The organism is Lewinella sp. IMCC34191 (genome assembly GCF_003390935.1).
In the GTDB taxonomy this organism is placed as follows: domain Bacteria; phylum Bacteroidota; class Bacteroidia; order Chitinophagales; family Saprospiraceae; genus Neolewinella.
In genome coordinates this window covers 364,509-388,719 of sequence record NZ_QNQZ01000004.1, presented here as the reverse complement: position 1 = coordinate 388,719, position 24,211 = coordinate 364,509, and the positions used below count along the sequence as shown (strand labels likewise).

The window sequence follows — 24,211 nt, the reverse complement described above, 5'->3', positions numbered from 1 at the left end:
TTTCTATCCTGCTCTACAAAAACTGACGCGTGAAATTACCTTTCTTATTAGCCGCCCTGCTTTCCTTTGTTCAACTAACGGCCCAGGCGCCGGACCGGCCCACCTCCGGGGAACTCCACGCCGCCATTCAAAAACTGGGCGTCTTGGGCTCGGCGCTTTACATGGCCGCCCACCCCGACGACGAGAACACGCGGATGATCGCCTACCTCGCCAACGTCAAAAAGGTGGAAACGGCTTACCTCAGCCTCACGCGCGGTGATGGCGGGCAGAACCTCATCGCACCGGATATCAGCGAGCTGCTCGGGCTCACCCGCACCCAGGAACTACTCGCCGCACGGCGCATCGACGGCGGGCGGCAATTCTTTAGCCGGGCCAATGACTTCGGCTATTCCAAGCACCCCGACGAGACTTTCAACATCTGGGACCGCGAGCAGGTGCTGTCCGATGCCGTCTGGGTGATCCGTAAATGGCGGCCCGACGTGATGATCCTGCGCTTCGACCCCCGCGATCCCGGCTCCACCCACGGTCACCACACCGCCTCGGCGATCATCGGCCTGGAAGCCTTCGACCTGGCCGGCGATCCGACGGCCTTCCCCGAGCAGCTCGAGTACGTGGAGACCTGGCAGCCCAAGCGCGTATATTGGAATGCCTACAGCTGGGGCGGCCGCTCCCTGCCCGATCACGCCGACAGCACGAAGCTTATCGAGGTGGACGTCAACGAATACCTCCCCAAACTGGGCGAGAGTATCGCGGAAATCGCCGCCCGCAGCCGTAGCCAACACAAAAGCCAGGGCTTCGGCAGCTCCGGCAGCCGCGACCGCGCGGTCGAACAACTCGAACTACTCAAGGGAGATGATAACGACGTAGACGGTGACCCCTTCGCCGGTATCGATTTGAGCTGGGGGGCTTTGGGCGGCGGAGCGCAGGTAGAAAAGCAACTCACGGACATCGAGGCCAACTTCAACTTCGACGATCCGGCCGCATCCGTACCGGCGCTGGTTGCCCTCCACGAAACCATGCAATTGCTGCCGGACTCTTACTGGAAAAAGAAGAAATTGAACGAACTGGAAGAAGTGATCGCGGGCGCGGTCGGCCTTTACGCTACGGCCACGGTCGACCGTCCCTTCGCCACACCCGGGGACACCTTGCCCATAACCTTCGAGCTGACGAACCGCAGCCAGGTACCGGTAACCGTAAGCAGCGTAGCCGTCGAAGGAGCCGGGGATCTGCTGAATCACTCCCTGAATACTGCTCAGGATCTTGTGATGGGAGAACCTTTCCTCGATACCCTTTCCAAAGTGCTCACCTCCGAGGCTACGGACAGCGGGCCTTACTGGCTAGCCGAGGACTGGCAATTAGGGATGTACACGGTAGAGGATCAAGCCCTGCGCGGACTGCCCGAAAGTGCGGACCCCCTGCGGGCCCGATTCTCGTTGGAGGTCGACGGCCGGCAAATAGAGCTGGAGCGGCCCGTGCGGTTCCGCTATACGGATCCGGTCGACGGCGAGCAGTTCCAGCCCTTCGAGGTATTGCCCCCCGTATTCTTGGAGTTAGGCGAGTCGAGCTACCTCTTTTCCTCGGATGAGCCGCGAACCGTGACGGTGAAGGTCACCGCTGCCCAGGATGATCTGACCGGCGAATTGAGCCTGGAAATCCCCGATGGCTGGTCGGTCGACTCGCTCAGTCAGCAGATATCCGTAGACCGGGCGGGGCAGGAGCGCTTCTACTTTTTCGAACTGACGCCTTCCGCGGGCCAGTCACAGGGGCGGATCGAACCCCGCTTGAAGATCGGGGAAACGACCTACGGTCGCCGTCTCGTACGCATTGCCCACCCGCATATCCCGACCCAGCTGGCTACGCTAAACGGAGGCGCGGCGGTAGCCCGTGTCAAACTGGAAACCGCCGGTCGCACCATAGGCTACTTACCCGGGGCGGGCGACGCCATCCCCGAAGCGCTGACCTCCATCGGCCTGGACGTATCCATCCTAGACGATACCGAGGCTTCCATCGGTGATCTGCGTGACTACGACGCGATCGTGGTAGGCGTGCGGGCTTACAACACGCTCGATCGGATGTCCGTATACCAGCCCCGCTTACTCGACTACGTCAAGCAGGGGGGGACCCTCATCGTGCAGTACAATACCGATCGTCGGTTGATGATCGACGAGAAGGAGCTTGGCCCTTATCCGCTGCAATTGAGTCGCGACCGCGTAACCGTAGAGGACGCACCGGTGGAGATCCTGGCCCCCGACCATCCCGCCCTCAACTATCCGAATAAGATCACCGATGCCGATTTTGAGGGTTGGGTGCAGGAGCGTGGCCTCTACTTTCCGAACGAGTGGGCGGAGGAGTACACAGCCCTGCTGAGCAGCCACGATCCCGAGGAAGATCCCCACAACGGAGGATTGCTCGTAGCGGAATACGGTTCGGGCCACTTCGTCTACACGGGCTACAGCTTTTTCCGCGAGTTGCCGGCCGGCGTTCCCGGTGCTTACCGTCTGTTTGCTAACTTGGTTGCGCTGGGTCAAACAAAGTAACCATCATGCAACTGGGCTTCGTCACCGCAATTCTGCCCGAACTTTCGCTCGCTGAAGTACTGGAAATCGCCGCCGATATTGGCTACGATTGCGTGGAGGCCATGTGCTGGCCACCGGGTAAGGCCGAGCGCAGGTATGCCGGCGTTACCCACGTCGATACTTCTACGCTCGACGAGCGGGGCATGGATGAAATCCGGGAGCTGCAGGAACGCTTCGGCGTCTTTATATCTTCTCTCGGTTACTACCCCAATCCCCTCGGTGGTAGCGCTGCATCCCGCCGGGCCGCGTCGGAGCACCTGCATGCGTTGATCGACGCCAGTGCCGAACTGGACATTAATACCGTCACCACCTTCGTCGGTCGGGACAAGGACCGCACTATCGACGATCAGTGGGAAGATTTTCTGGATACGTGGCGACCGCTGGTCCGGCACGCGGAAGAACGGGGCGTCCGCATCGGTATTGAGAATTGTCCCATGCGCTTCACCGGCGACGAATGGCCCGGCGGCAACAACCTGGCCGTCAGCCCGGCCGTATGGGAACGAATGTGGACAGATATCCCCAGTTCCAGCTGGGGGCTCAATTACGATCCCAGTCATCTGGTGCTCATGCAAATGGACTACACCCGGCCCTTCCGCGATTACCCGGATCGGATGGTACACGTGCACGCCAAGGACCTCCGTATCGACCGGGAGCGCCTCGACCTCCACGGCGTATTCGCGGATCCCGCCTTGTGGCATACACCCAAGTTGCCCGGCCTGGGTGACGTAGACTGGGGGCAATTCTTCGGTCATTTGACGGATGCGGGCTACGACGGCCCGGTATGCGTGGAGGTGGAAGACCGGGCCTACGAAGGGAGCAAGGAGTTACGCCTGCGCTCGCTCCGGCAGAGCCACGACTACCTGCGGCAATTTATCGTTTAGTACGCCCTTCTATCGGCCCGGCTTACCTTGCGCCGGCTTCGGAGATACCGGAGCGCTAGAAAACGCAGACATGGCCCGCCGCAGAAAAAATCGCTTTCCCGAACGCATCGACAACGTTACCATAACCGGCCTCGCCGATAAGGGATTCTGCGTTGGGAAGACCCCGGAGGGTATGACGGTCTTCGTGGAAGATGTTGCCCCGGGCGACGTAGTCGACGTTCGTCCCTTCCGCAAGAAGAAAAAGGTACTGTTCACCGCTCCGTTGCGTTTCATCGAGCGGTCAGCCGAACGGGTGGAACCTTTTTGTCAGCACTTTGGCGTGTGCGGAGGGTGCAAATGGCAGCACTTCGCTTACTCCGGCCAGCTGCGGGAGAAGGAGCGGATCGTCCACGATGCCTTTCGGCGCATCGGAAAGGTAGAGGTAGAACAGTGGGATCCCATTTTGGGCAGTGAAAATATCGAATGGTACCGCAACAAACTTGAATTTGGCTGTGCCAACCGCCGCTGGCTCACCACGGAAGAGATCGGGACGGATATTGACAACGAGGTGCCCGTTATTGGCTTTCATAAAGCGGGTGCCTACGACAAGCTGATTCAGATCGAGAAGTGCCACTTACAGCACGGTCCGAGCAATGAATTACGCAACGGATTGCGTGAATTGGCCAAGGAGTTAAATGTGCCTTTTTTTGACATGCGTGAGCGTCACGGGCTGCTTCGGCAACTGATGGTCCGGACCACGACCACGGACGAATGCATGCTCGTCGTCGCATTTTTCGAGGACGACCGGGAGCGCATTACCACCTTCCTGGATGCGGCATTGGAACGCTATGGCAGCCAGATCAGCAGCCTCTATTATTGCATCAACCCGAAGGTCAATGAGTATCTGATGGACCTCGACATGGTGCACTACGCGGGTAAGGATCACGTGACCGAAAACCTGGGCCACGTGCACTTCAGGATCGGCCCAAAATCATTCTTTCAGACCAATACCAAACAGGCGGAAAAGCTCTACGCGATCGCACGAGACTACGCCGGACTGACGGGGGAGGAAAACGTTTATGACCTCTATACGGGCATTGGATCCATCGCGCTCTACGTTGCCGAACAGTGTAAATCCGTCACCGGAATTGAGGAGATTGCCGCTGCAATCGATGACGCGCGGGAGAACGCTCGTCAAAACAATGTCAGTAATACGACTTTTTACGCCGGGCAGGTACGGGATATACTGACGGATGAATTCGCCCGGAAGCATGGTGCGCCGGACGTTCTGATCACGGATCCACCCCGCGCGGGAATGCATCCGAAAGTGGTGGAAATGCTATTGCAGCTTGCCGTTCCCCGCATTGTGTACGTTAGCTGTAATCCGGCTACGCAGGCTCGCGATCTGGCGCTCTTATCGGAAAAATACGTGGTAGAGCGGGCTCGGCCAGTCGATATGTTTCCACATACCAGTCACGTTGAGAACGTAGTTAAATTAAGACGGATTAATTTGTGAACCATTCAGTTTAACCGCCCGCCCCAGGCGGTCGATGCGAGGAGACACTAAAATGGAAACGGACAACCATCAACCTTTAAAGGAGGAGTTGCTCAAGTTTGGGGTTCCGCCTGAGTCCGCCGACATATTCACCGCGGGCTTGTCCGGCAAATCCTATCAGGCCAAAGAAGAAATGTTCGTCGAGGGGGATAAGTACCCGGATGCGGCCTTTATCCTTTCCGGATACATGCGGCTATACGTCACGGATGCAGAGGGGGATATCACGACTCGTTTGCTCGCCGGTCCCGGCGATTTTATCGGTTGCATCATGGCCACCCTGTATGATCGGGAGGCACAATACACGGCGGAATGCATCACCGACTGTGAATTACTGATTGTGAATAAAAGTACCATTTCCGAAGCGAAAGAGCAGGTACATACCCGTGCCGTTCTGCAGGATATTGTCCTGCATCAGATGGTAAAATTGATGCAGGAGCGTGCGGTGATGTTGCCACTCAAGGCTACGGACCGGTACCTATATTTCAGAAAACGGTACCCCGAGATGATGGAACGGATACCCGCAGGAATCCTGGCCAATTACATTGGCGTCCGCCCACAATCGCTAAGTCGAATAAAACAAATGTTAAGGTAGACTAAATTTTTGTCGTGTTTTTAACCGATGTGAAATGGGAATCCAATAAATGTTCCCATCTTTGCAATAGATATTATAGGCTACATTGACACTTTGAACAAATCTCGGTTTTAGACCTTTTGTCGCCCGCCCCTTCTGGTGCGGGCGATTTTTTTTGCCTGCCTGCCGCTGAGGGGTCGTTTACCCTTTAGACGTTGTAGCCAACGATCAACTGCCAGGCGTTCAGTACAATTATTCCCGTAGACTAGGGAACAGTCATCATGTAAGTAGCTGATGCGGCAAAAACTCCAAAAGGAGGTTTTGATCGGCCGGCGGTGCGCGTCATATTCCAAAATACGAACGCTAACCATTGGCAGACGTGCGTGTTAAACGCGAGACAACCAGGGCCTATTGTGATCGCTTGCTCCGGTCAGCGGTTGCGGGACGCACGTCATCCCATCGACCCGAGATGGCCTTGGTAGACCCGGGTGCGTACACCTACGGTCCGCGTCGTATATTGAAACGAAGTAATCAAATCAAACATGGCCACGATACAATTGACCATCAACGGAAATCAGCGATCCGTTGATGTGGACCCCGAGATGCCCCTGCTTTGGGTAATCCGTGACGAGTTGAAATTGGTAGGTACCAAATATGGTTGCGGCATCGGCGCTTGTGGCGCTTGCACCGTCCATATAGATGGAATCGCGATGCGCTCCTGTAGTCTGCCCGTAGGAGAGGTAAAGAACAGTGCCGTCACTACAATAGAAGGCTTGAGCGAGAATGGCGACCACCCGGTGCAACTCGCCTGGCTTGAACATGACGTGCCCCAGTGTGGCTACTGCCAGGCGGGACAGATTATGACCGCCGCGTCGCTGCTCAGTAATAGCCCCGACCCGGACGATGCTGAAATCAGCGCCTCGATGAACGGAAACATTTGTCGCTGCGGTACCTACACCCGCATTCACGCCGCCGTGAAAACGGCCGCCCAAAAACTAAGCTAAGATGGCTACGAACCAAACAAATCGCCGCTCCTTCCTCAAGCTGACCGCGACTACCGGCGGCGGTCTGATGCTCGGTTTCAGCTACCTGACATCCTGCCGCAACGAACAGACCGCAAAGGCCAATCCCGAACTGGTGATGCCCGAGGAATGGGTCTCCGTAAACGCCTTTCTTAAAATAGGAGACAATGGCGTCGTGACCATCATGTCCCCCAACCCTGAGATAGGCCAGAACGTCAAAACCGCCATGCCTATGATCGTAGCGGAGGAGCTGGACGTAGACTGGAACAACGTGGTTGTCGAACAAGCCCCGCTAGACACGGAGAACTTCGAACGGCAGATCGCCGGCGGCAGCCAATCCATCCGCCACGGCTGGGAACCGCTACGGAAGACCGGTGCAACCGCCCGGCATCTTCTTCTAGCCGCCGCCGCCCAGCAATGGGAGGTGGAGATGGCCGATCTCCGGACGGAAAATGGAGTTGTCTATCATGATGGCTCCGACCGCAGTCTCGGATATGGTGAACTAGCTTCCGTAGCCGCCACCCTGCCGCTGCCGGACGAGGTTACCCTAAAGGACCCAAAGGATTTCCGCATCATCGGGAACGCGAAAAAGAACGTCGACGCGAAGAAGATCGTCACCGGACAACCACTTTACGGACTCGATATTCAGCGCGAGGGCATGAAATATGCGTCCATTCTCCATCCGCCGGTCTTCGGGCAGTCCCTGAAATCAGTAGACGATGCGGAGGCGAAAGCTCTGCCCGGTGTCCACAGCGTCGTCGTCATCGATGCCGCTCCCGAAGGGGTGCAGTTACAGTGGTCTGACGTCAATGCCTTTCCCAAGCTGGTCGCGGTAGTAGGGGACAACCCCTGGACCGTAATGCAGGCGCGCAAGGCACTCAAGGTAGAATGGGAAGAGAGCAGCCCCGCCGAATCTACCGCCGACCGACGGCTTGCGTTGGAACGCCAACTCGACGAAGGTAAAGCGGAGGTTGCCCGCCGTGACGGTGATCCGGAAGGAGCGTTCGCTGCAGCCGATCGGATCGTAGAGCGCACCTTTTATGCTCCTTTCCTGCCCCATAATACCATGGAACCCATGAACTTCTTCGCCCACGTCACCGACGAGGGAGCAGAGCTGATCGGGCCCATTCAGACGCCGGAATTTCTGCGTAAGTCGGTCAGTGCCCTGCTGGACATGCCGGAAGACAAGATCAGCATCGATATGACGCGTATGGGCGGTGGCTTCGGCCGGCGGTTGTACGGGAATTTCGGCGTGGAGGCCACGCTCATCAGCAAGGCCGCCGGTGTACCCATAAAATTGGTCTACACGCGCGAAGACGATATGACCCAGGGCACCTACCGCCCCGAATACCTTGTCCGCTACCGGGCTGCTCTCGATAGTGACGGCAACCTTACGGCTTTCCACGTGCGTGGTACGGGGGCAGGCGGGAGTCCGATATTCCCCAACCGGTATCCGGCCGGCACGGTAGATAATTACCTGGCCGAAAACCTGTCCAACGAATCTAATATTTCCACCGGCGCCTGGCGGGCTCCCCAGTCTAACTTCATCGCCGGGGCCGAGCAGGCTTTCCTGGACGAAGTTGCCGAGGCCGCCGGCAAAGACCCGATCGCTTTCCGGCTCGAACTCTTCGACCGGGCAATCAATGATCCGGTAGGGGAGGACAACGATTACGATGCCGAACGGTACGCCAACGTGCTATCGGAAGTACGCGATAAAGCCGGCTGGTCGGATGGCGACCAGCGCGGGGTGGCCGCCTATTACTGCCACAATTCCTACGTAGCTCAGGTGTTGGAGGCGGAACTCGTCAATGGCCAGCCGCGGGTCAATGAGGTTCATTGCGTAGTGGACTGTGGTATTGTCGTCAATCCCGAAGGAGCCAATAATCAGATAGAAGGAGGAATCATCGACGGTATCGGCCACGCCCTCTACGGCGCCGTTACCTTTGAGAACGGCCGACCTCAGCAGCAGAATTTCGATAGTTACCGCCTCATCCGGCACAACGAAGCGCCAAAGGCAATTCACACCCATTTCGTCGAGAACGGTATCGCGCCCACCGGATTGGGGGAACCCTCCCTGCCTCCGGTGATCGGTGCCCTGGCTAACGCGATCTATCGGATCACGGGGGAGCGGGTATCCGAGCAACCCTTTGCCGCGCCGCGTGAACTGAAAGGCTAAGTAAGTCTTCCACACGTTAGCGCAAGAAAAAGCCCGGTACGAATGGTTCGTACCGGGCTTCTTATTGTCCGGAAGGCCGTTCAGCCCGCTGCTTACAGCTTGACGAACTTCGTACTTACGCCGTAGCCGTCCTGGCTACGAACGTGGATCAGGTATACGCCGGACCGCAGGCCGGATACATCCAGCAGGGTCTGGCCACTATCGGCTGCCTTGCGTTGATGGAGAACGCGACCGGTGATATCCCTTACTTCGATGTTGACGTCACTGTCGTTGCGCTCCATAATGACCGGATTAGCAAACAGAGCCGTAGCGGCTTGCAGATTCCAGGTCACGGTTACCTCACTCTGGTTGCTCGGGTTAGGATAGACGGCTACCTCGGTCGTGGAAGAGGAAGTCAGCCTGCTAGCAGCACGAACGCTGGTTTCGGCGAAGCCGGAAGTAGCGCCGTTAGCACAGTTAGACCGGATCCGCCAGCTGTAGGAAGCATTCTTGGCTATACTAATGGACGCACTCGTACCACTAACCGTTCCGGAAGCGTAGATCGCGCCGTTTTCCAGTACTTCAACGAAATAGCTGAGCGCACCATCGGCAGCATTCCACGACATGACCAGTGTACGCCCACCCTTTTGCGTGCTGCTGGTAAGTCCCGTAGGAGCTACGCAGTCGCCCGCAGGAGGAGCACAGTCGCTGGCGAAAGAACAGTCCGGGTCGTCACAATCAGTTAGGCCGTCGCCGTCGTCGTCGATGCCGTTGTCGCAGATCTCCTGCGGTGTGGGAGGAGTAGTGCCGTCACAAGTAGCATTAATAAGGCCCGGGCGGGAAGCGGAAACGGCTGCCCACATCCGGTCTTTCTGTCCGATGGTGAAGAGGTTCATGCATTGGTCGTCGGAGTAGTCCATGTAGTTCTGGAACATGTCGGGGTAGTCCACTTCACCGCTGTTCTTGCCCCGCGGCTTACAGCTGTTCGGGCCGGGGTAGGTGCATGCGCCGCCGGTATAGTTGGGTCCACCGGCGGTGGGCGTATCGCTGACGTAGTCGTCAACGGAACAGCCACCGTCGCCCCAGATGTGGCGCAGGTTCAGCCAGTGGCCGACCTCGTGGGTAGCCGTACGACCGAGATCGAAAGGAGCGGTCGCCGTACCGGTCGTACCGAAGTAGCGGTAGTCAATGACTACACCGTCGGTAGCGGGGTTGCCGCCGGGAAACTGGGCATACCCCAGGATGCCGCCGCCAATTTCGCAGACCCACATATTCATAGCTTCGGTCGGAGTAACGGCATTACTGCCACCCGTGCTGGAAGACTTGACGGCGTCGTTGGTGCCGAAGCTGCTGCGGGAAGTCGATTTGCGAATCACCTGCGTCAGGCAAAATTCAATCTCGGTATCCGCCGCGACGGGGGTAAAGTCCGAGGGGGTGTTGCTGCGGTCGGCGTTCATTCGACGGAAGTCATCGTTTAGTACGGCGATCTGGCTGTTGATCTGGGCGTCGGAAATATTCTCCGTACTGTTTTCGTACACCACGTGTACGATTACGGGTATCGTCAGGATACCGCCGGAAAGGGCTTTCTCCATTCCGGGGTCGAATCGCTCCGTAAAGCGTTCCAACTGCTGCAACTGCAGCTCCCGGGCGGGGTTCTGGCGGATCTGCTGTTCGAGGTAATCCATCGAACCGCAGTTGCGCTGGGCGGTTGCCCAGTTAGAAAGTGCCAGAAAAGTGAAAAAGAGTAAAAGTCTAAACTGCATAGGAGGCAATTTATGTGGTGGAAAAGGTGTTACAGGGGCCACAAGGTAGAAATGAAATATGTACGGGGAAAGACCGTACCTACTATCTATTCTCCCAATAGCCCCCCTTTGCCGAATTTCCGGGAGGACTTTAACCCTCCTCCCAAGTATTATTATTCTCCGTTTTTGTTGCCATGCCAACTAATTTGAGCATCCATGTTGATTAACCATCACGCCCACACCCACTACAGCGACGGTGTCGGCGCTCCGACAAAATATGTAGAGCAAGCCTTGCAAGAAGGCTTCGATGCCTACGGGTTCAGTGACCACGCGCCGATACCTTCCGAGGACGTTGGCTCGATGTCCATCACCGATTTGTCAGACTACATCGCGGAAATAGAAAGCCTGCAGGAACGCTACGGGAAGCGTATTCAGCTGTACAAGAGCCTGGAAGTTGATTACATCCCTGGTGTCATCAGCGTAGATAGCACCCACGTTATAGCCGCCGGCTTAGATTATACGGTTGGTGCCGTGCATTACGTAGACCGGTTGCCGGATGGTTCGCCGTGGAGTTTTCAGCGGGCCAATCCGGTATTTGAGGAAGGCATCGACTCCATCTTCGGAGGAAGCCCCAGGGCCATGGTCGAGCGCTACTTTGCATTAGTCCGCGAGATGGTCGCGACGCATCCGCCTTCCGTTGTCGCCCACCTCGACCGGATCAAGAAGCGCAATGAAAATAACCGGTACTGGAAGGAATCGGAAGTCTGGTACCGAAACGCCATGGAAGAAACGCTGGAGGCAATTGCCGGTGCCGGCTGCATCATGGAAGTCAATACCCGGGGCATTTACCGGAATGAAACGACCGATACCTATCCGACCGATTGGGTAGTGAAGCGCGCTCATGACCGGGGCATCCGCTTGCAGGTGAATTCCGATGCACACCAGACCGATCAAATTTCCGGTGGTTTCACCGAAGCCTACAATATGCTTACCCGGATCGGAGCCGAAACCCTACACGTCTTTACCGGAAATGGCTTTACGCCGATTGCAGTAGAAGACGTCATGATCCCACAACCCAGCGGTCATCTCCTGGAGCAGGGCGAATAGGCCGGTGTCCGGTCTTCATCATCGATAGCGGCCAGTTTTAAGCAAAACTGACGGCCCTGCGGACGAGTTGCCCTTCCGCGGCACTCGTGTCCAATACCCCGGTATCGCCCGATGATATCTCTGCGGCATTGCCTTCGTCGGTATCGATATGCATCTCCAGTAGGTAATCCGGCGATACCCGGATCAGCACGTTTCCGAAGGTCAGACCCCGCTCGTCGTTGCGGATGGCGACCTCCACTACGTCTCGGTCCTGAACACCGAAATGGCTTGCATCGGCTGGCGTCATGTGGATATGGCGCCACGCGCAGATGAGGCCATTCTCCAGATCCACTTCTCCTTTCGGGCCGATAAGCCGGCATCCGGGTGTGTTGTCCACCTTGCCGGATTCCCGGATCGGGGCGTCGATCCCCAGGAAGAACTCGTCCGTACGGGAGATTTCCACCTGATCCACGGATCGCAGCGGTCCGAGTATCCGCACCCGTTCCAATTGGTTCTTAGGCCCGACTACCGTAACGGACTCGTTAGCGGCAAACTGGCCGGGCTGCGACAACCACTTTTTTACGGTCAGCTCGTATCCTTCCCCGAATAGCCGGTCTACCGTTTCGCGGGTGAGGTGGCAGTGGCGGGCGGAGATGGCCACCGGTATTGCCGGAAGCCGGTTCACGTCCTGCTCGTTATCGATCAGTTTGATGCACTCCTTGGCGATCGCCAGCTGTTCGTTCGTTCGTACGGCAAGTAACTGCACGCGACTGTGGGGGCGGTTGAAGGCGATTACGTCCTCCCCGGTGCTCAATTGCAGGCGCTGGTTTCGGTCTTCGTCTATTACCGCTCCGAGATAGTCGAGCCGCTGCGCGGCGCGGTGACGTACGATAGGACTATTTTCCCCGATGCCTCCCGTGAAAATAATGGCATCTACTCCTCCCATTACGGCGGCGTAAGCCCCGATATATTTACGGAGGCGGTGGCTGAATATTTGCAGAGCGAGTTGGGCGCCTTCCTCTCCATCGGTGGAACGGGCCAGGATGTCACGCATATCGTTTGATCCCGACAACCCTTTCAATCCGCTCTCGCGGTTCAGCAGGTGATCTACGTCAGCCGCGCTCATACCGGTCTGTCGATTCAGGTAGGCTAATATGCCCGGGTCGATATCCCCGCTTCGAGTACCCATGACCAACCCCTCCAGCGGGGTCATACCCATGCTCGTTTCTATACTACGGCCGAACTCGATGGCCGTCACGCTACATCCGTTGCCCAGGTGGCAACTGATGAGCCGGAGGCTGCGGTAATCCTGCTTCAGAAAGGTAGCCGCCCGCCCCGCAACGTACTGGTTGCTGATCCCGTGAAATCCGTACCGGCGTATGCCATGCTCTTCCATGAGGGTCTGCGGCAGGGCGTACGTACGGGCCCGCCGCGGCAGACTGTGGTGGAAGGAAGTATCGAAAACGGCAAAGTGGGGGATATCTGGAAAGAGGGTCCGCGCAATCCGGATGCCTTCCAAATTAACGGGGTTGTGCAAGGGAGCCAGGTCGGCTAGCGCCTCGATGTCCTTTTCAACTTGGTCGGTGATGAGGGTTGCGCAATCAAAAACATCCCCGCCGTGAACGACCCGGTGGCCTACGCCGGCCAGCTTCACGTTGCGGCTAAGTTTCTTCAGCGAACTGAGTCCGGCGTGTAAGGCCTCCGCATGCCCGGTTTGTTGCAAATGGATTTCCGTCCCGTCGCTGAACGTCAACTGTGGCGCATCCAGCAGCCTGCTACCTTCCATGTCCAATTCCACCGCTCCGGTTTGGGCATCAACAACGGAGGCCTTCAGCGAAGAGCTGCCGGCGTTCAGAACAAGTATCATCATAGGATAAGGGGGGCGTATAGGGTGTCCTATACAAAAGAAAAAGCACGCAGGTAGTTCATACCTGCGTGCTTCCGCGTAAATAGTCTCATCAGAATCCTTTAGCCAATTAAAAGGCAAATGCTAAAAGACTAAAATCGTAGCCCGTAGGGGAATCGAACCCCTCTTACCAGGATGAAAACCTGGCGTCCTAACCGATAGACGAACGGGCCGGGAGAGAGTAGTACGGTAGTTCGAAGTACATAGTACGGTAGGCGGCCCAGGCATGCAAGCCTACCGTACTACCGTACTATCTACTACCGTACTAAAATCGTAGCCCGTAGGGGAATCGAACCCCTCTTACCAGGATGAAAACCTGGCGTCCTAACCGATAGACGAACGGGCCATTTAGGAATATCCAGCCGGCATTCCGGCTTAGCGGTTGCAAAGATAGGTAGCTTCGGCAAAATCACAAGTATTCCAACAACTTTTCCTCAGGAGGCCGGCTGTTCCGGGCGATCTTTACCCCCCAGGGTATCCCGAAGCTGCTCCAACCGGCGACGAAGGGCGTTGGCCTGCTCCGCTTTGCTGCTGTTGGCGGCATTGTTGCTGAGCTCGACGATCGTATCCAATTCGATACTGTCCTGCTCGATGTGAAACCGTGTTTCCTCGACGACGGCCTCGTCGTCGAAGTTCGTTTGCCGCAGGGCCCGCAATTCACGCCGGCGGGCGGTAATGCTTTCCACCAGGCGATGCCGGTCGAGCAATTCTTTCAGTTGTTGGGCGCACTCCGCGAAGAAGCTGGCCTTGGCATGGCGCAGGCTGAACTCGGCTTCCAGTTCGCGGATGACCTGCTCGGCCTTTTGTACTTCGGTCGGATCGACGCCGGGGCTCCGGGATAGATCGTCGCGCAGGGTAGCCATGCTTTTGAGAATGCGTTCGCCTTCATCCCGGAAGCGCTCCTCGCGGTTACGGCAATCGTAGAGGCGTTCGGCTACCCGCTGGGCGAATTCACTTTGGTCGGCTTCCGGACGGCTATCTTTCAGCAGATAGCGCTTCACCGAACCACCGAGGAACACGAAACCGACGGTAAGGGCCACCAGAAAGGCCATGAAGGCGAGCGGCGGATAAACCCGTAAAAGCAACAAGAGACTAAGCACGACGATGCCGCCGATCAGGATTATACGAGTGTAGTCGGGTCCTTGTTCCGGTTTCATATTGAACAAACCGTATTTGATGCGCCGTAGTTGCGTAGTATTCGTATAATTGCCCGAGCGAGATCGCGCCGTAAACCAACCATTATGTTAGCAGCCGTAGTAGCCTGTTTTGTCATCGGGTATATCGTAATCGTCTTTGAGCATCCGCTCCGACTCGACAAAACCGTACCGGCCCTCCTGATGGGCGCGATCTGCTGGGCGTTGCTTAGCCTGGGATTCAACGCCGGAACGCTGGAGATCATCAATACCGAAGGCGAAGTCTTCAACATGATGAACAGCATCAGCGGGGAAGCCATGGAGGTCGGCCACGCCGGCGCCCACGAAGTCGCCGAGGAAGGTTTTGTAGGAGCCCTGCTCCATCACCTCGGCAAAACCGCCGAGATCCTCATCTTCCTCATCGGCGCCATGACCATCGTCGAAATCGTCGACCTGCACCGCGGGTTTGACATCCTGAAAGGATGGGTCAATACGCGCTCCAAGAAGAAGTTGCTGTGGATTGTAGGAGCCCTGGGCTTCATCCTCTCGGCCATCATCGACAACCTGACCGCCACCATCGTACTGGTCACCTTGCTGCGTAAGCTGGTCCCCGACCGCGAACAACGCATCTGGTACGTCGCCCTCATCGTCATCGCCGCCAACGCCGGTGGAGCCTGGTCTCCGATCGGTGACGTAACCACCACCATGCTCTGGATCGGGAAGCGCGTCAGTACGGCCGGCCTGATGGAATTCCTGATCGTGCCCTCCCTGATTTGCTTTGTTCTGCCGTTTGCCATCGCCAGCTTCATGAAGCCTTTCCAGGGTACCATCAACCTGGCCGCTGACGAAGACGAGGTAGACCAGGGCCGCCTGTTATCCAGCAAAACCATGCTGTTCCTCGGACTGGGCATGATCGTTTTCGTACCTGTTTTCAAGACCATTACCCACCTGCCTCCGTACCTGGGCATGATGCTCAGCCTCGGCGTGGTCTGGCTGGTTTCCGAATACATCCACCCCGAAGAAGATTTCACCGAGGAGCGGAAGGCGAAGTACTCCGCGCACAACGCCCTGAGCCGGATTGAAATGTCTTCCATCCTGTTCTTCCTCGGTATCCTGATGGCCGTAGCCGCCCTGGAAACCATCGTGGTGAACGGAGTCGGTGCCCTGCGCGCCGTCGCCGAGAGCCTGCGCGCGGTCATCCCCAGCGAAGACGTCGTCATTATCATTCTGGGCTTTCTATCCGCTATCATCGACAACGTACCGCTGGTAGCCGCGTCCATGGGTATGTACGATCTGGCGAATTACCCGATCGACGCCCGCCTGTGGCACTTCATCGCTTACAGTGCCGGTACCGGCGGTAGTATGCTCATCATCGGGTCCGCCGCCGGCGTAGCCGCAATGGGCATGGAGCGGATCGATTTTATCTGGTACTTTAAGAAGATCGCCTGGCTGGCCTTTGCTGGTTTCGCCGCCGGGGCCGTCGCCTTCATCATTATTGAATCCTTGTTCAACATCGGGGTAACTCACTAATTTTTCCACCTTGACCCGCCTAAGCCTGTTATTCTCTTTTTCCCTCCTCTTACTGCACTGTAGCCAGGAGGAAGATCTCCTGGTCGGTCAGTGGCAGGGTGCCTTGGTGACGGAAAACGGCGACAGCCTGAAGCTGGATCCCCGGGAAATCACCTTCGATTTCGGGACAGACAACCGCTACGCCTTCACCTCCACGCTTCGTTACCAGGAGGCGGGTACCTACCGCACCGAAGAGGGCTACCTATTCGCCCAGGATACCACCCAGCCCACCAATCCGGAACGGGTGGTCGCCATCGAGAAGCTCACGGTCGATTCCCTGATCATCCGGATGAACGCCGATACCTCGCAACGCTTAGTCACCCTCGTTCGAACCAGCGCTCCGCCGCCACAATAAGCTGCTGTCGCCGTAGCTCAGGAAACGGTAACCGGAAGATTCGGCGTGGCGGTAAATCCGTTGCCAGTCATCGCCTACCATTGCGGCGACCAGCAGGAGCAGCGTGGACTTAGGCTGGTGAAAATTGGTGATCAATCCGTTCACTACGTGTGGTTGGGACGCCGGCGTCAGCATAAGCTGGGTGTAACCGGTAAACGTCTCCGAATCGGATGCTTCCAATTTTTCAATTAGGGCGGCGAGCGCAGGTAGAGGCCTTATTCGGGAAAGGCTGTCCTGCGTAGCCACCCACTGTCCCAGTTCTCCCCTCCAGTCGTTGTCCGTCAATCCACGGGCTCCGAAGTAGTAAAGACTTTCCAGGCACCGCATACTCGTCGTGCCGATACTTACGATCGGGCGGTTGCTCGCCAATTGCTCCCGGATCCGGCGAAGTAATTCAATGGAAACACTGAAGTACTCCCGGTGCATTACGTGTCCGGCGAGGGTAGGGGAGGTGACGGGCTTGAAGGTGCCCGCCCCCACGTGCAGGGTGAGCGTGCGAAACTCCAAGCCCTTTGAAGATAGATTCTCCATCACTTCCGGCGTGAAGTGCAAACCGGCCGTCGGTGCGGCCACCGAACCCTCCTGGTCGGCGAAGACCGTTTGGTAGCGCTGGTTGTCTTCTCCTTCAGCTTCCCTTCCTAAATAGGGGGGGAGCGGAATCTTACCCGCCTCCTCCAACAGTTCGCCAAAGCTGATTCCCTGCGGTCCCTCCCAACTGAACCGGATCAGGAAGGTATTGTCGACACGTTCAAGTCGCTCGGCGATCAGTTGGTAGTCGTGGCCCGCATGGGTGACCGGCAGGGAAATTGGGCCGGACTTCCAGCGACGGTTGCCCCCGATCAGGCATTTCCATTCCACTGGCCCCTCCGTAGCCGACAGGGAGAGCGCGTAATCAACCGGTTGCTGGGGTTCCAGACAGAAAATCTCCACCGTTCGTCCGGTCGGGAGGGGAAAGTGAAGGCGGGCATGAATGACCCGGGTGCGGTTTCCGATGAGAAGAGTGTCCGCCGGTAATAGGTCGGGTAATTCCCGAAAGTGCCGGTCGGTAATGACGCCTTCGCTGTAGTGCAGTAACTTTGCCGCCGCCCGGTCCGATAGCGGATACCGGGCTATAAGGTTATCGGGAAGGGAATAATCGAAGTCATCGATACGCAGTTCCCGGGGGTCAGTCTTCATGCCCGCAAAGGTAAAAAAGCTCGTAAGTCTAATTTCTGCCCCCGTTCATCGAATAAAAACCGCCTCCGCCCGTACGGCATTGTTCTTTTGGGGTCGGTATAGCTACTAAATGTCTGGTATGTCCAATTTTCTGAAGATTCTTCTGGGTTCTTGTCTGGGTACGGTACTGGCCCTCGTCGTTTTGGTCCTGATCGGTTCGGCGATCGTGTCCGGACTGGCCGCTTCCGCCGAGGAAAAACCGAGCGTCAGCGCCAATTCCATCCTGACCGTTCAACTGGACGGACTCCCCGAACTCACCGGTAATCTTTCCGATGCCGATCCCTTCGCCTCCCTGAAGGGCGAGGAGCCGCTGGGCCTGCACGACGTGCTCCGCGCGATGGAAGCGGCGGCCGACGACGATGACATCAAGGGGATCTACCTCGGCAACGAACCGGCCGGTGTGTCCTTTACGACCCTGCGTAGTTTACGGCAGGCGGTCGTCAAATTCAAGGAGTCCGGCAAGTTCGTGGTGGCCTATTCGCCCTTTTACACCCAGAGTGCCTATTACCTCGCCAGCGTAGCCGACGAAGTATACCTCGGTCCCCTCGGCGTGGTTGATTTCCGTGGGCTGGGCACGCAGATCCCCTTCCTGAAGAACGCCCTCGACCAGGCCGGCATCCGCTTCGAGATCTTCTACGCCGGCGACTATAAGAGCGCCACGGAGACCCTGCGTCGCACCAGCATCAGTCCCGAGAACCGCGAGCAAACCAAGGAATTTCTGGGGGACCTGTTCGGCGTCATGCTCGAAGACATCAGCCAGAGCCGGGGTATGGACCCCGCCGCCCTCTACCAGGCAGCGAACGAAATGACCGGTTGGAAGGAAGAGGAAGCCGTTCAGGCCGGATTGATCGACGGTATCCGTCACCGTACGGAGATCGATGAGTTGCTGCACGATAAGGTCGGTTTCGATGACGACGAAAAGCTCAAGACCATCAGCCTGGATCGCTATTTCGCCGCCCGGCTCGAGAAACTGGAAGGCGGGGACGACGAAGTAGCCGTTCTGGTCGCGGAAGGGAGCATCGTAGACGGCCCCGGTAGCCTGGGCAGCATCGGCGACAAGAAGTACGTAAACGAGATTGAAAAACTGACCGAAGACGACGACGTCAAGGCCGTCGTACTCCGGGTCAACAGCGGCGGGGGCAGCGCCAGCAGTTCTGAAAATATCTGGTACGCCATAGAGCAACTGAAGGCGGCCGGCAAACCGGTGGTCGTTAGTATGGGCGACTACGCAGCCAGTGGCGGCTACTACATCGCCGCGGCGGCTGACAGCATCTTCGCCGAGCCGACCTCCATCACCGGATCGATCGGCGTTTTCCTCACTTTCCCCATTGTGAAGGAATTGATGGAAGACAAAATCGGTATTAACTTCGACACCGTCAATACCGCCCGCAACGCGAATGCCTTCAGCCCCTTCCAGGATCTTACCGAAGAGGAGAAGCAGCTGCTCAATCAGCGCACTCAATCCATCTACCAGACCTTCCTGCAGCGGGTAGCCGACGGTCGTAACCTCCCCATCGAGCAAGTCCGGGAACTGGCCGGCGGCCGCGTATACTCCGGCTTGCGGGCCCGGGAGATCGGCCTGATCGACGACTTCGGCAACCTCCAGGACGCCATCGCCTCCGCCGCCCGCCTCGCCGATATCGGAGACGATTTCGAGGTAGCACACTACCCCCGCACCAAGCCCGCCTGGGAAGTATTCCTCGAAGAATTCATGGGCTCGGATTCCGACGACAATCAAGTGGTCACCAAGATGGTCAAGAGCCAGCTCGGTGCCAAAAACTACGAAACCTTCCGCCTCCTGCGGGACATGACCCATATGCAGGAGCCCCAGGCCCGCCTGCCGATGGTTATTACCTTCTGAGAAATCTTTTGCGAATCCGGGCCGCTTCCCTTCGGGGCTGCTGAGCGGTAATGCCCCTCGCTGCGCTCGGGTAAGGTCGGACCGGAGGTCCTCCCCCCGAATAGCCGGCACCCGGTTCACTTACGGCCACGGGTGGAGAACCTCCGGTCCGACCGGGGAAGATTTTTAGAGGGCTGATCGGCTGAGCCCGGGCTACAACGCACGAACCGGCCCCGACTGCCCTTCCGAAACCGTACATCAGAATACACTTACATACCCTAAATGCACCTTCGGCGCGCCGAGATCGAGCGGATCATCCCGTCGGTGCCCGAGGCCCAGGCTGAGGGCGAAGATGCCCGCTCGGGTATCGAAGTTGACGCCGGCACCGAAGCCGATCGGATAATCGACCGGTTGATCGGGATTTTTGACGCTGCGATAGTTTCGTCGGGCGGCATCGACGAAGGTGTAGAGAAAGGCCCGCTCGCCGAGCAATAGCCGAAACTCGGCGGTGAGTATCTCGTAGTCAGTCGCAAAAAGTTCCTGTTCCTCGAAGCCGCGAAGGAGGCGGGCCCCCCCAATGCGATACTGCTCATTGGCGAGCACGGGTTGGGAGGCTACGATGGCCTGCGATCGGAAACCGAGATAGACGACCGTACCCACCAGCGGGTCGAAGTAAAAATCCAGCGCCGCCCCTATCTGGTACTGCGTACTACGTTGCGTCAGGCTGTCAGCGACCTCGCCGCTGAAATCGAGATTGCGCAAGCGGCGGAAACCGGCCGCCGCACTCACGTCCGCGGTGTAGCCCCGCCGCGGGCTGAATCGCCGGTCGGTGCGGGTACGGCGAAGCTGCAGACCGAAGAAGGAGCGATTGACACCGAGGGTGTCCGGCAACTGGCCGTTGACGAGCCGGGCGCTGTCCACCCCCGGTACGATCGTGCGGCGCTGCTGCCAGAAGGCGGACAGGCGATCGTTGCCTTCTCGTAAATAGGTCGCCGCGAGGTGCCAGTTCAGGTTGAGGAAGGAGGTATCGCGACGGTAGAGTTCCAGCTCCCCCTCGAAGCCGAAGGGCAGACCGAAGAGGAAGGGATATTCCAGTCCGACCTGCAATTCCTGCGTCTGTGGTTTAAGCTGTTCGAAACGGGCGGCGATGCGCTCCCCCTGGCCGAAGCCGTTGTACAACTCGCCGTTCAGCTCCCCGGTGATCAGCAGGTTTTCGGTTTGGTTGCTGTTCGGCAGCACGCCGATGACGAAGTCGAAGCGACTGGCCGCCCGCCGTCGGAGGGGGAGGTCTATGTAGGCGAGACTATCCCGAAAGCTGATGGTCGGCTCTCCTTCCACCGATACGTAGGGGAGCTGGGCCAGCCGGTCCCGCAGCCGGCGAATGCGGCGTTGGCTGTACGGCTCTCCCGGGACCAGTCCAAGGTAGCGCTCGAGAAAGGCTTCCCGGACGCGTACCTCCTCCGGCACCCGCACGTCACCGATGCGGATAAGCGGGCCGGTCCGCACGTCCACCGTGGCTGAAAGCGCCCCCGCATCGCTGTATTCGATATCGGTGAGGCCGACTGAAGTGAATGGATAACCATTTGCTCCCGCCCGGGAGATCATACTATCGCGAACGGCCGACCAGGACTCCGGAGCGAAACGACGACCGCCGCCGAAACGGCGTTCCCGGAAGCCGGACCGGCGGGCCCAGGTGCGCACCTTTTCGTCGCCTGGCAGGGTTAGCTCCTTCCAGGCGTAGCGCGGGCCGCGGTGCAAGACCGCCGTTAGCATATGTGTGCCGGTAGGATACAGGCTATCCACCGAAGCCTCCCAGTACGCGGCTTCCTGGTTATCGATTTGCCATTCTTCCAGGTAGGTGAGAATGGCCAGACTGTCTTCGAAGGTGTCCGGGTGCCGGTGGCGATGATCGAAGTCGGTGGCGATCACCTCCAGTTTCCACGGGCTCTCTACCTGCGCTCCGACGCAAAAAGAAAAAAGCAGGGCCAGCGTGAGCGTTGGGAGGCGCATATCAGTCCTGCAACGATCCAGCGCGGCGCCTTAGCGTACGGGAGAGGTTCGAAAGCAGGGCCATGGCGGCCAGCAGCATGGCGACGCGGGCGGTGAGGTCGCCGAAGCGGACGTATGGCGTGACGGCGTCGTTGAGCTGCATCGTCCCGTTCAGATAGCCGCGCTGGTCGTAGTAGGTGCGGCTGTCGATGTGGCCGCGCTGGTCGATGAAGGCGCAGGCTCCGAGGTTGGCGGACCGCATGATCGGCCGGCGCGTTTCGATGGCCCGCAGGCTCGCGATCCAGAGGTGCTGCCGGTGGCCGGCGGTATTGTCCCACCAGCCGTCGTTGGTCATCACGAATGCGGCCTGCGCGCCCGCCCGCACGTAGCCGGTAAAGTATTCGCCGAAGACGCTCTCGTAGCAGATCACCGGGGCCACCGCGGCCCGTTCCCCTACGAGGGGCGTCCGCTCCGTTTGGGTGCCGTAGCCGGCTACGCTTCCGCCGAGACTGTTGACCAGGGGCTCCAGGAAGAAAAGCACGTTGCGAAAGGGAAAGCTTTCGGCGCCGGGCACGAAAACTCCCTTGCGGTAGGTCTGAAAGTCGTCCGTTTCCAGGTCGATCTGTATGGCTCCGTTGAGTCGTTCCACGGCCATCTCACCGCCGTCGCGGGCCGGATAGAAGCGGACCGCCTCAGAGTACGGCTCCTCCGGACCGAAGAGGTGGTAGCCGGCATAACCCGTGACCAGGTAGCGGAGCTTATCGGCGGGCAATTCGTTTTGTAGGGCGGCGAGCGCAGGAGAAAGCAGCGGACTGGACTCGTCTATTTGTGAAAAGCTCGTTTCCGGATACACGAGATAGTCCACCGGACCATCCGACGCGGCAAGGGCGGTGCGACTCAAATTCAGAAAGATATCCAACTGGCTTTGCCCGTCGGACCGAAACTTCTCGTAGTGGGGTTCGAAGTTCGGCTGGATGGCGCTGACGCGAATGGTATCGCCCGGCGGTGGCGTGTAGGTGGCGTAGCGCAACAGCGAGCCGGCCATCGGGATAATGAGGGCGAGCGTGAGGTACAGGGGAAATCTGCGCGGCCGTGAAGCCAGATAAAAGCGCATGACCAGCCAGTTGACGGCCAGGATCCAGGCACTGCCCCCGAGTACGCCGGTGAGTTCGTACCACTGCACCAGCGAGGGGAACTGGGCGAAGCCGTTGCCGAGCGTCAACCAGGGCCAGTTGAGCTCCCAGTTATAGTGGAAGTGCTCGAAGGAGAGCCAAAAAGCGATCAGGGCCAGGTAGCTGACGCGGGGGGACATCCGGCTCGTCCAGTGAAAGAGCAGCCAGGGAACGCACATCAGCAAACTATTGACCACCACGGCGAAGAGGCCGGCGAAGAAGGCAGTGTTCGTGACCCAGAAGGTGGCCAGGATATTATAGAGCAGGAAGGCGTTGAAGCCGTGCCAGAAGACGGTGCGGGTGCGGGTTGCCTCCCGCTGCACGAGGAAGAGGGGCACCCACGCGATGAGCAGCAAAAAGGGAAAGGGGAGGTAGCCCGGAAAACCGACGCCCAGCAGGACACCGGCGGCCGTGGACCATCCGAAGCGCCGCCGGGTTGCGGGTGCGGCGTCCTGGACGACCAGCAGGCTGACCCCGGCCCACAGGGTGAGGTAAAAAAAGAGCGGGATGTATCCCCAGAGTTCCTCCTGTAGCGCGAGGGCATACATGCGGTATGCCAGGAAACCGGCGACGATCAGGCTAGCGGAGGCGTAAAGTGTGCGGGATCGCATGGCCGCAAAGATAGATCATTGCTTACCGGCCATGACCTGGCGGAGGATGGGCAGCGAGTTGATCTCCCGCATCCCCTCGATGTGGTAGCGGTAGTAGCGGAGCAGATCGGTGAGCAGGCCGCCGCGTTCGTCGCGCGTGGTGGTGATGGTGGCGAGTTCTTCGCGGTCGGCGTGGAGGAGTCGGTACATCAGGGCGCTGCGCCGTTCGTCGAGGTACTCGGTGTGGCCGGGGAAGCCGGTGATGAATTGTCCTTCCTTCAGATCGAAAATGGGCGTAGCTTCCGAGAAATCGCCGGATGGTAAAAAGCCGAGGTGAGCGGTGAGCTCGAGTAGGAAGTGCAGGTGGATATTGACCGTAGGGCCGGTGGTCGTATCGAGGTAAGCAAATGCTTCGTGGAGAAACTCGAAGAGGGAGGGGTTTTCTTCCGATTCCCGGATGCTGTTGCGGGCCACTTCCAGCATGAACAGGCCAATGGTACCGCGTTCCACCTCAAAGGGGATGCGGGTGTAAATGAGGGAGGGGCGCACTTCCTTGATGCGGGTCATATCCTTCCCCGGGCGTTCGTAGGCGATCAGCTCGACGAGATTCATGAGCTGCAGCTTACTCGCCGGGGTGCTGCTGCGGGCCTTGCGTACGCCACTGACGATGTACTTCCGTATTCCCCGCTCTTCGGTGTACACCTCCAGGATGAGGGAGGACTCTCCGTATTTGACGGAGCGGAAGATGATGCCACGGGTTTTGAGGAGCATTTGAAAGGCCGATGTTTGCAGGACGGCGTACAAGGTACGAAGGGCGGCCGGGCAGCGGGGTTCGG

Annotated in this window: 17 protein-coding genes and 2 tRNA genes; 10 read left to right on the top strand and 9 right to left on the bottom strand. The window is 58.4% G+C overall.

The features are described 5' to 3' along the window. Positions 1–29: 29 nt before the first annotated feature. The 6 genes from DRW39_RS10750 (at position 30) to DRW39_RS10725 (ending at position 8,760) form a co-directional block, all read left to right on the top strand. The gene (locus DRW39_RS10750) at positions 30–2,537 is read left to right on the top strand and encodes a PIG-L family deacetylase (RefSeq protein ID WP_116107031.1); all 2,508 of its coding nucleotides are present in this window, start codon (positions 30–32) and stop codon (positions 2,535–2,537) included. A gap of 5 nt (positions 2,538–2,542) precedes the next feature. After that, entirely contained in the window at positions 2,543–3,457 is a 915-nt protein-coding gene (locus DRW39_RS10745; protein ID WP_116107030.1) for a sugar phosphate isomerase/epimerase family protein, read from the top strand. A 70-nt stretch (positions 3,458–3,527) separates the two neighbouring features. Next, positions 3,528–4,952, top strand: a complete 1,425-nt coding sequence (rlmD, locus tag DRW39_RS10740) for a 23S rRNA (uracil(1939)-C(5))-methyltransferase RlmD (RefSeq protein WP_116107029.1) — start codon at positions 3,528–3,530, stop codon at positions 4,950–4,952. A gap of 52 nt (positions 4,953–5,004) precedes the next feature. Then, positions 5,005–5,583 carry a Crp/Fnr family transcriptional regulator gene (locus tag DRW39_RS10735; protein ID WP_157976047.1) on the top strand — a complete coding sequence of 193 codons (579 nt, stop codon included), beginning with the start codon at positions 5,005–5,007 and terminating at the stop codon, positions 5,581–5,583. 521 nt (positions 5,584–6,104) lie between these two features. Continuing rightward, positions 6,105–6,566, top strand: a complete 462-nt coding sequence (locus tag DRW39_RS10730; protein ID WP_116107027.1) for a (2Fe-2S)-binding protein — start codon at positions 6,105–6,107, stop codon at positions 6,564–6,566. 1 nt (position 6,567) lies between these two features. Then, positions 6,568–8,760: a xanthine dehydrogenase family protein molybdopterin-binding subunit gene (locus DRW39_RS10725; RefSeq protein WP_116107026.1), complete on the top strand. Its 2,193-nt coding sequence runs from the start codon at positions 6,568–6,570 to the stop codon at positions 8,758–8,760. 92 nt (positions 8,761–8,852) lie between these two features. On the opposite strand, the gene DRW39_RS22235 is transcribed toward DRW39_RS10725, so the two are convergent. Continuing rightward, entirely contained in the window at positions 8,853–10,502 is a 1,650-nt protein-coding gene (locus tag DRW39_RS22235; protein WP_157976046.1) for a M43 family zinc metalloprotease, read from the bottom strand. 195 nt (positions 10,503–10,697) lie between these two features. Between DRW39_RS22235 and DRW39_RS10715 the strand changes: the two genes are divergently transcribed. Further along, positions 10,698–11,588 (top strand): histidinol-phosphatase, encoded by an 891-nt coding sequence (locus DRW39_RS10715; protein WP_116107025.1) that lies wholly within the window; start codon positions 10,698–10,700, stop codon positions 11,586–11,588. Between the two features lie 37 nt (positions 11,589–11,625). Here DRW39_RS10715 and DRW39_RS10710 read toward each other — a convergent pair whose 3' ends face one another. The 4 genes from DRW39_RS10710 to DRW39_RS10695 form a co-directional block, all read right to left on the bottom strand. Continuing rightward, positions 11,626–13,437 (bottom strand): acetate/propionate family kinase, encoded by a 1,812-nt coding sequence (locus tag DRW39_RS10710; protein ID WP_116107024.1) that lies wholly within the window; start codon positions 13,435–13,437, stop codon positions 11,626–11,628. A 137-nt stretch (positions 13,438–13,574) separates the two neighbouring features. Then, positions 13,575–13,646: transfer RNA gene (locus tag DRW39_RS10705), tRNA-Glu, on the bottom strand. 101 nt (positions 13,647–13,747) lie between these two features. After that, positions 13,748–13,819, bottom strand: a tRNA-Glu gene (locus DRW39_RS10700). A gap of 88 nt (positions 13,820–13,907) precedes the next feature. Further along, on the bottom strand, positions 13,908–14,630 hold the full coding sequence (locus tag DRW39_RS10695; RefSeq protein ID WP_157976045.1) for a hypothetical protein: 723 nt from the start codon (positions 14,628–14,630) through the stop codon (positions 13,908–13,910). An 84-nt stretch (positions 14,631–14,714) separates the two neighbouring features. Here DRW39_RS10695 and nhaD point away from each other — a divergent pair, with 84 nt between their 5' ends. Next, positions 14,715–16,136, top strand: coding sequence for a sodium:proton antiporter NhaD (nhaD, locus tag DRW39_RS10690; protein WP_116107022.1), 1,422 nt, complete (start codon positions 14,715–14,717; stop codon positions 16,134–16,136). Positions 16,137–16,146: 10 nt separating this feature from the next. Beyond that, positions 16,147–16,530, top strand: coding sequence for a hypothetical protein (locus DRW39_RS10685; RefSeq protein WP_116107021.1), 384 nt, complete (start codon positions 16,147–16,149; stop codon positions 16,528–16,530). Here DRW39_RS10685 and DRW39_RS10680 read toward each other — a convergent pair. Continuing rightward, positions 16,489–17,745, bottom strand: coding sequence for an S-adenosylmethionine:tRNA ribosyltransferase-isomerase (locus DRW39_RS10680; protein WP_116107020.1), 1,257 nt, complete (start codon positions 17,743–17,745; stop codon positions 16,489–16,491). The genes DRW39_RS10685 and DRW39_RS10680 overlap by 42 nt on opposite strands. A 118-nt stretch (positions 17,746–17,863) precedes the next feature. Between DRW39_RS10680 and sppA the strand changes: the two genes are divergently transcribed. Beyond that, positions 17,864–19,645, top strand: a complete 1,782-nt coding sequence (gene sppA / locus DRW39_RS10675; protein ID WP_157976044.1) for a signal peptide peptidase SppA — start codon at positions 17,864–17,866, stop codon at positions 19,643–19,645. Positions 19,646–19,882: 237 nt separating this feature from the next. Here the strand turns inward: sppA and DRW39_RS10670 are convergent, their stop codons facing one another. The 3 genes from DRW39_RS10670 to recO are packed head-to-tail and all read right to left on the bottom strand — an operon-like array spanning position 19,883 to position 24,146. Next, the gene (locus DRW39_RS10670) at positions 19,883–21,634 is read right to left on the bottom strand and encodes a hypothetical protein (RefSeq protein WP_116107018.1); all 1,752 of its coding nucleotides are present in this window, start codon (positions 21,632–21,634) and stop codon (positions 19,883–19,885) included. 1 nt (position 21,635) lies between these two features. Then, complete coding sequence (gene lnt / locus DRW39_RS10665; protein ID WP_116107017.1) at positions 21,636–23,396, bottom strand: apolipoprotein N-acyltransferase; 1,761 nt, start codon at positions 23,394–23,396, stop codon at positions 21,636–21,638. Positions 23,397–23,411: 15 nt separating this feature from the next. Continuing rightward, entirely contained in the window at positions 23,412–24,146 is a 735-nt protein-coding gene (gene recO / locus DRW39_RS10660) for a DNA repair protein RecO (protein WP_116107016.1), read from the bottom strand. Positions 24,147–24,211 lie beyond the last annotated feature (65 nt).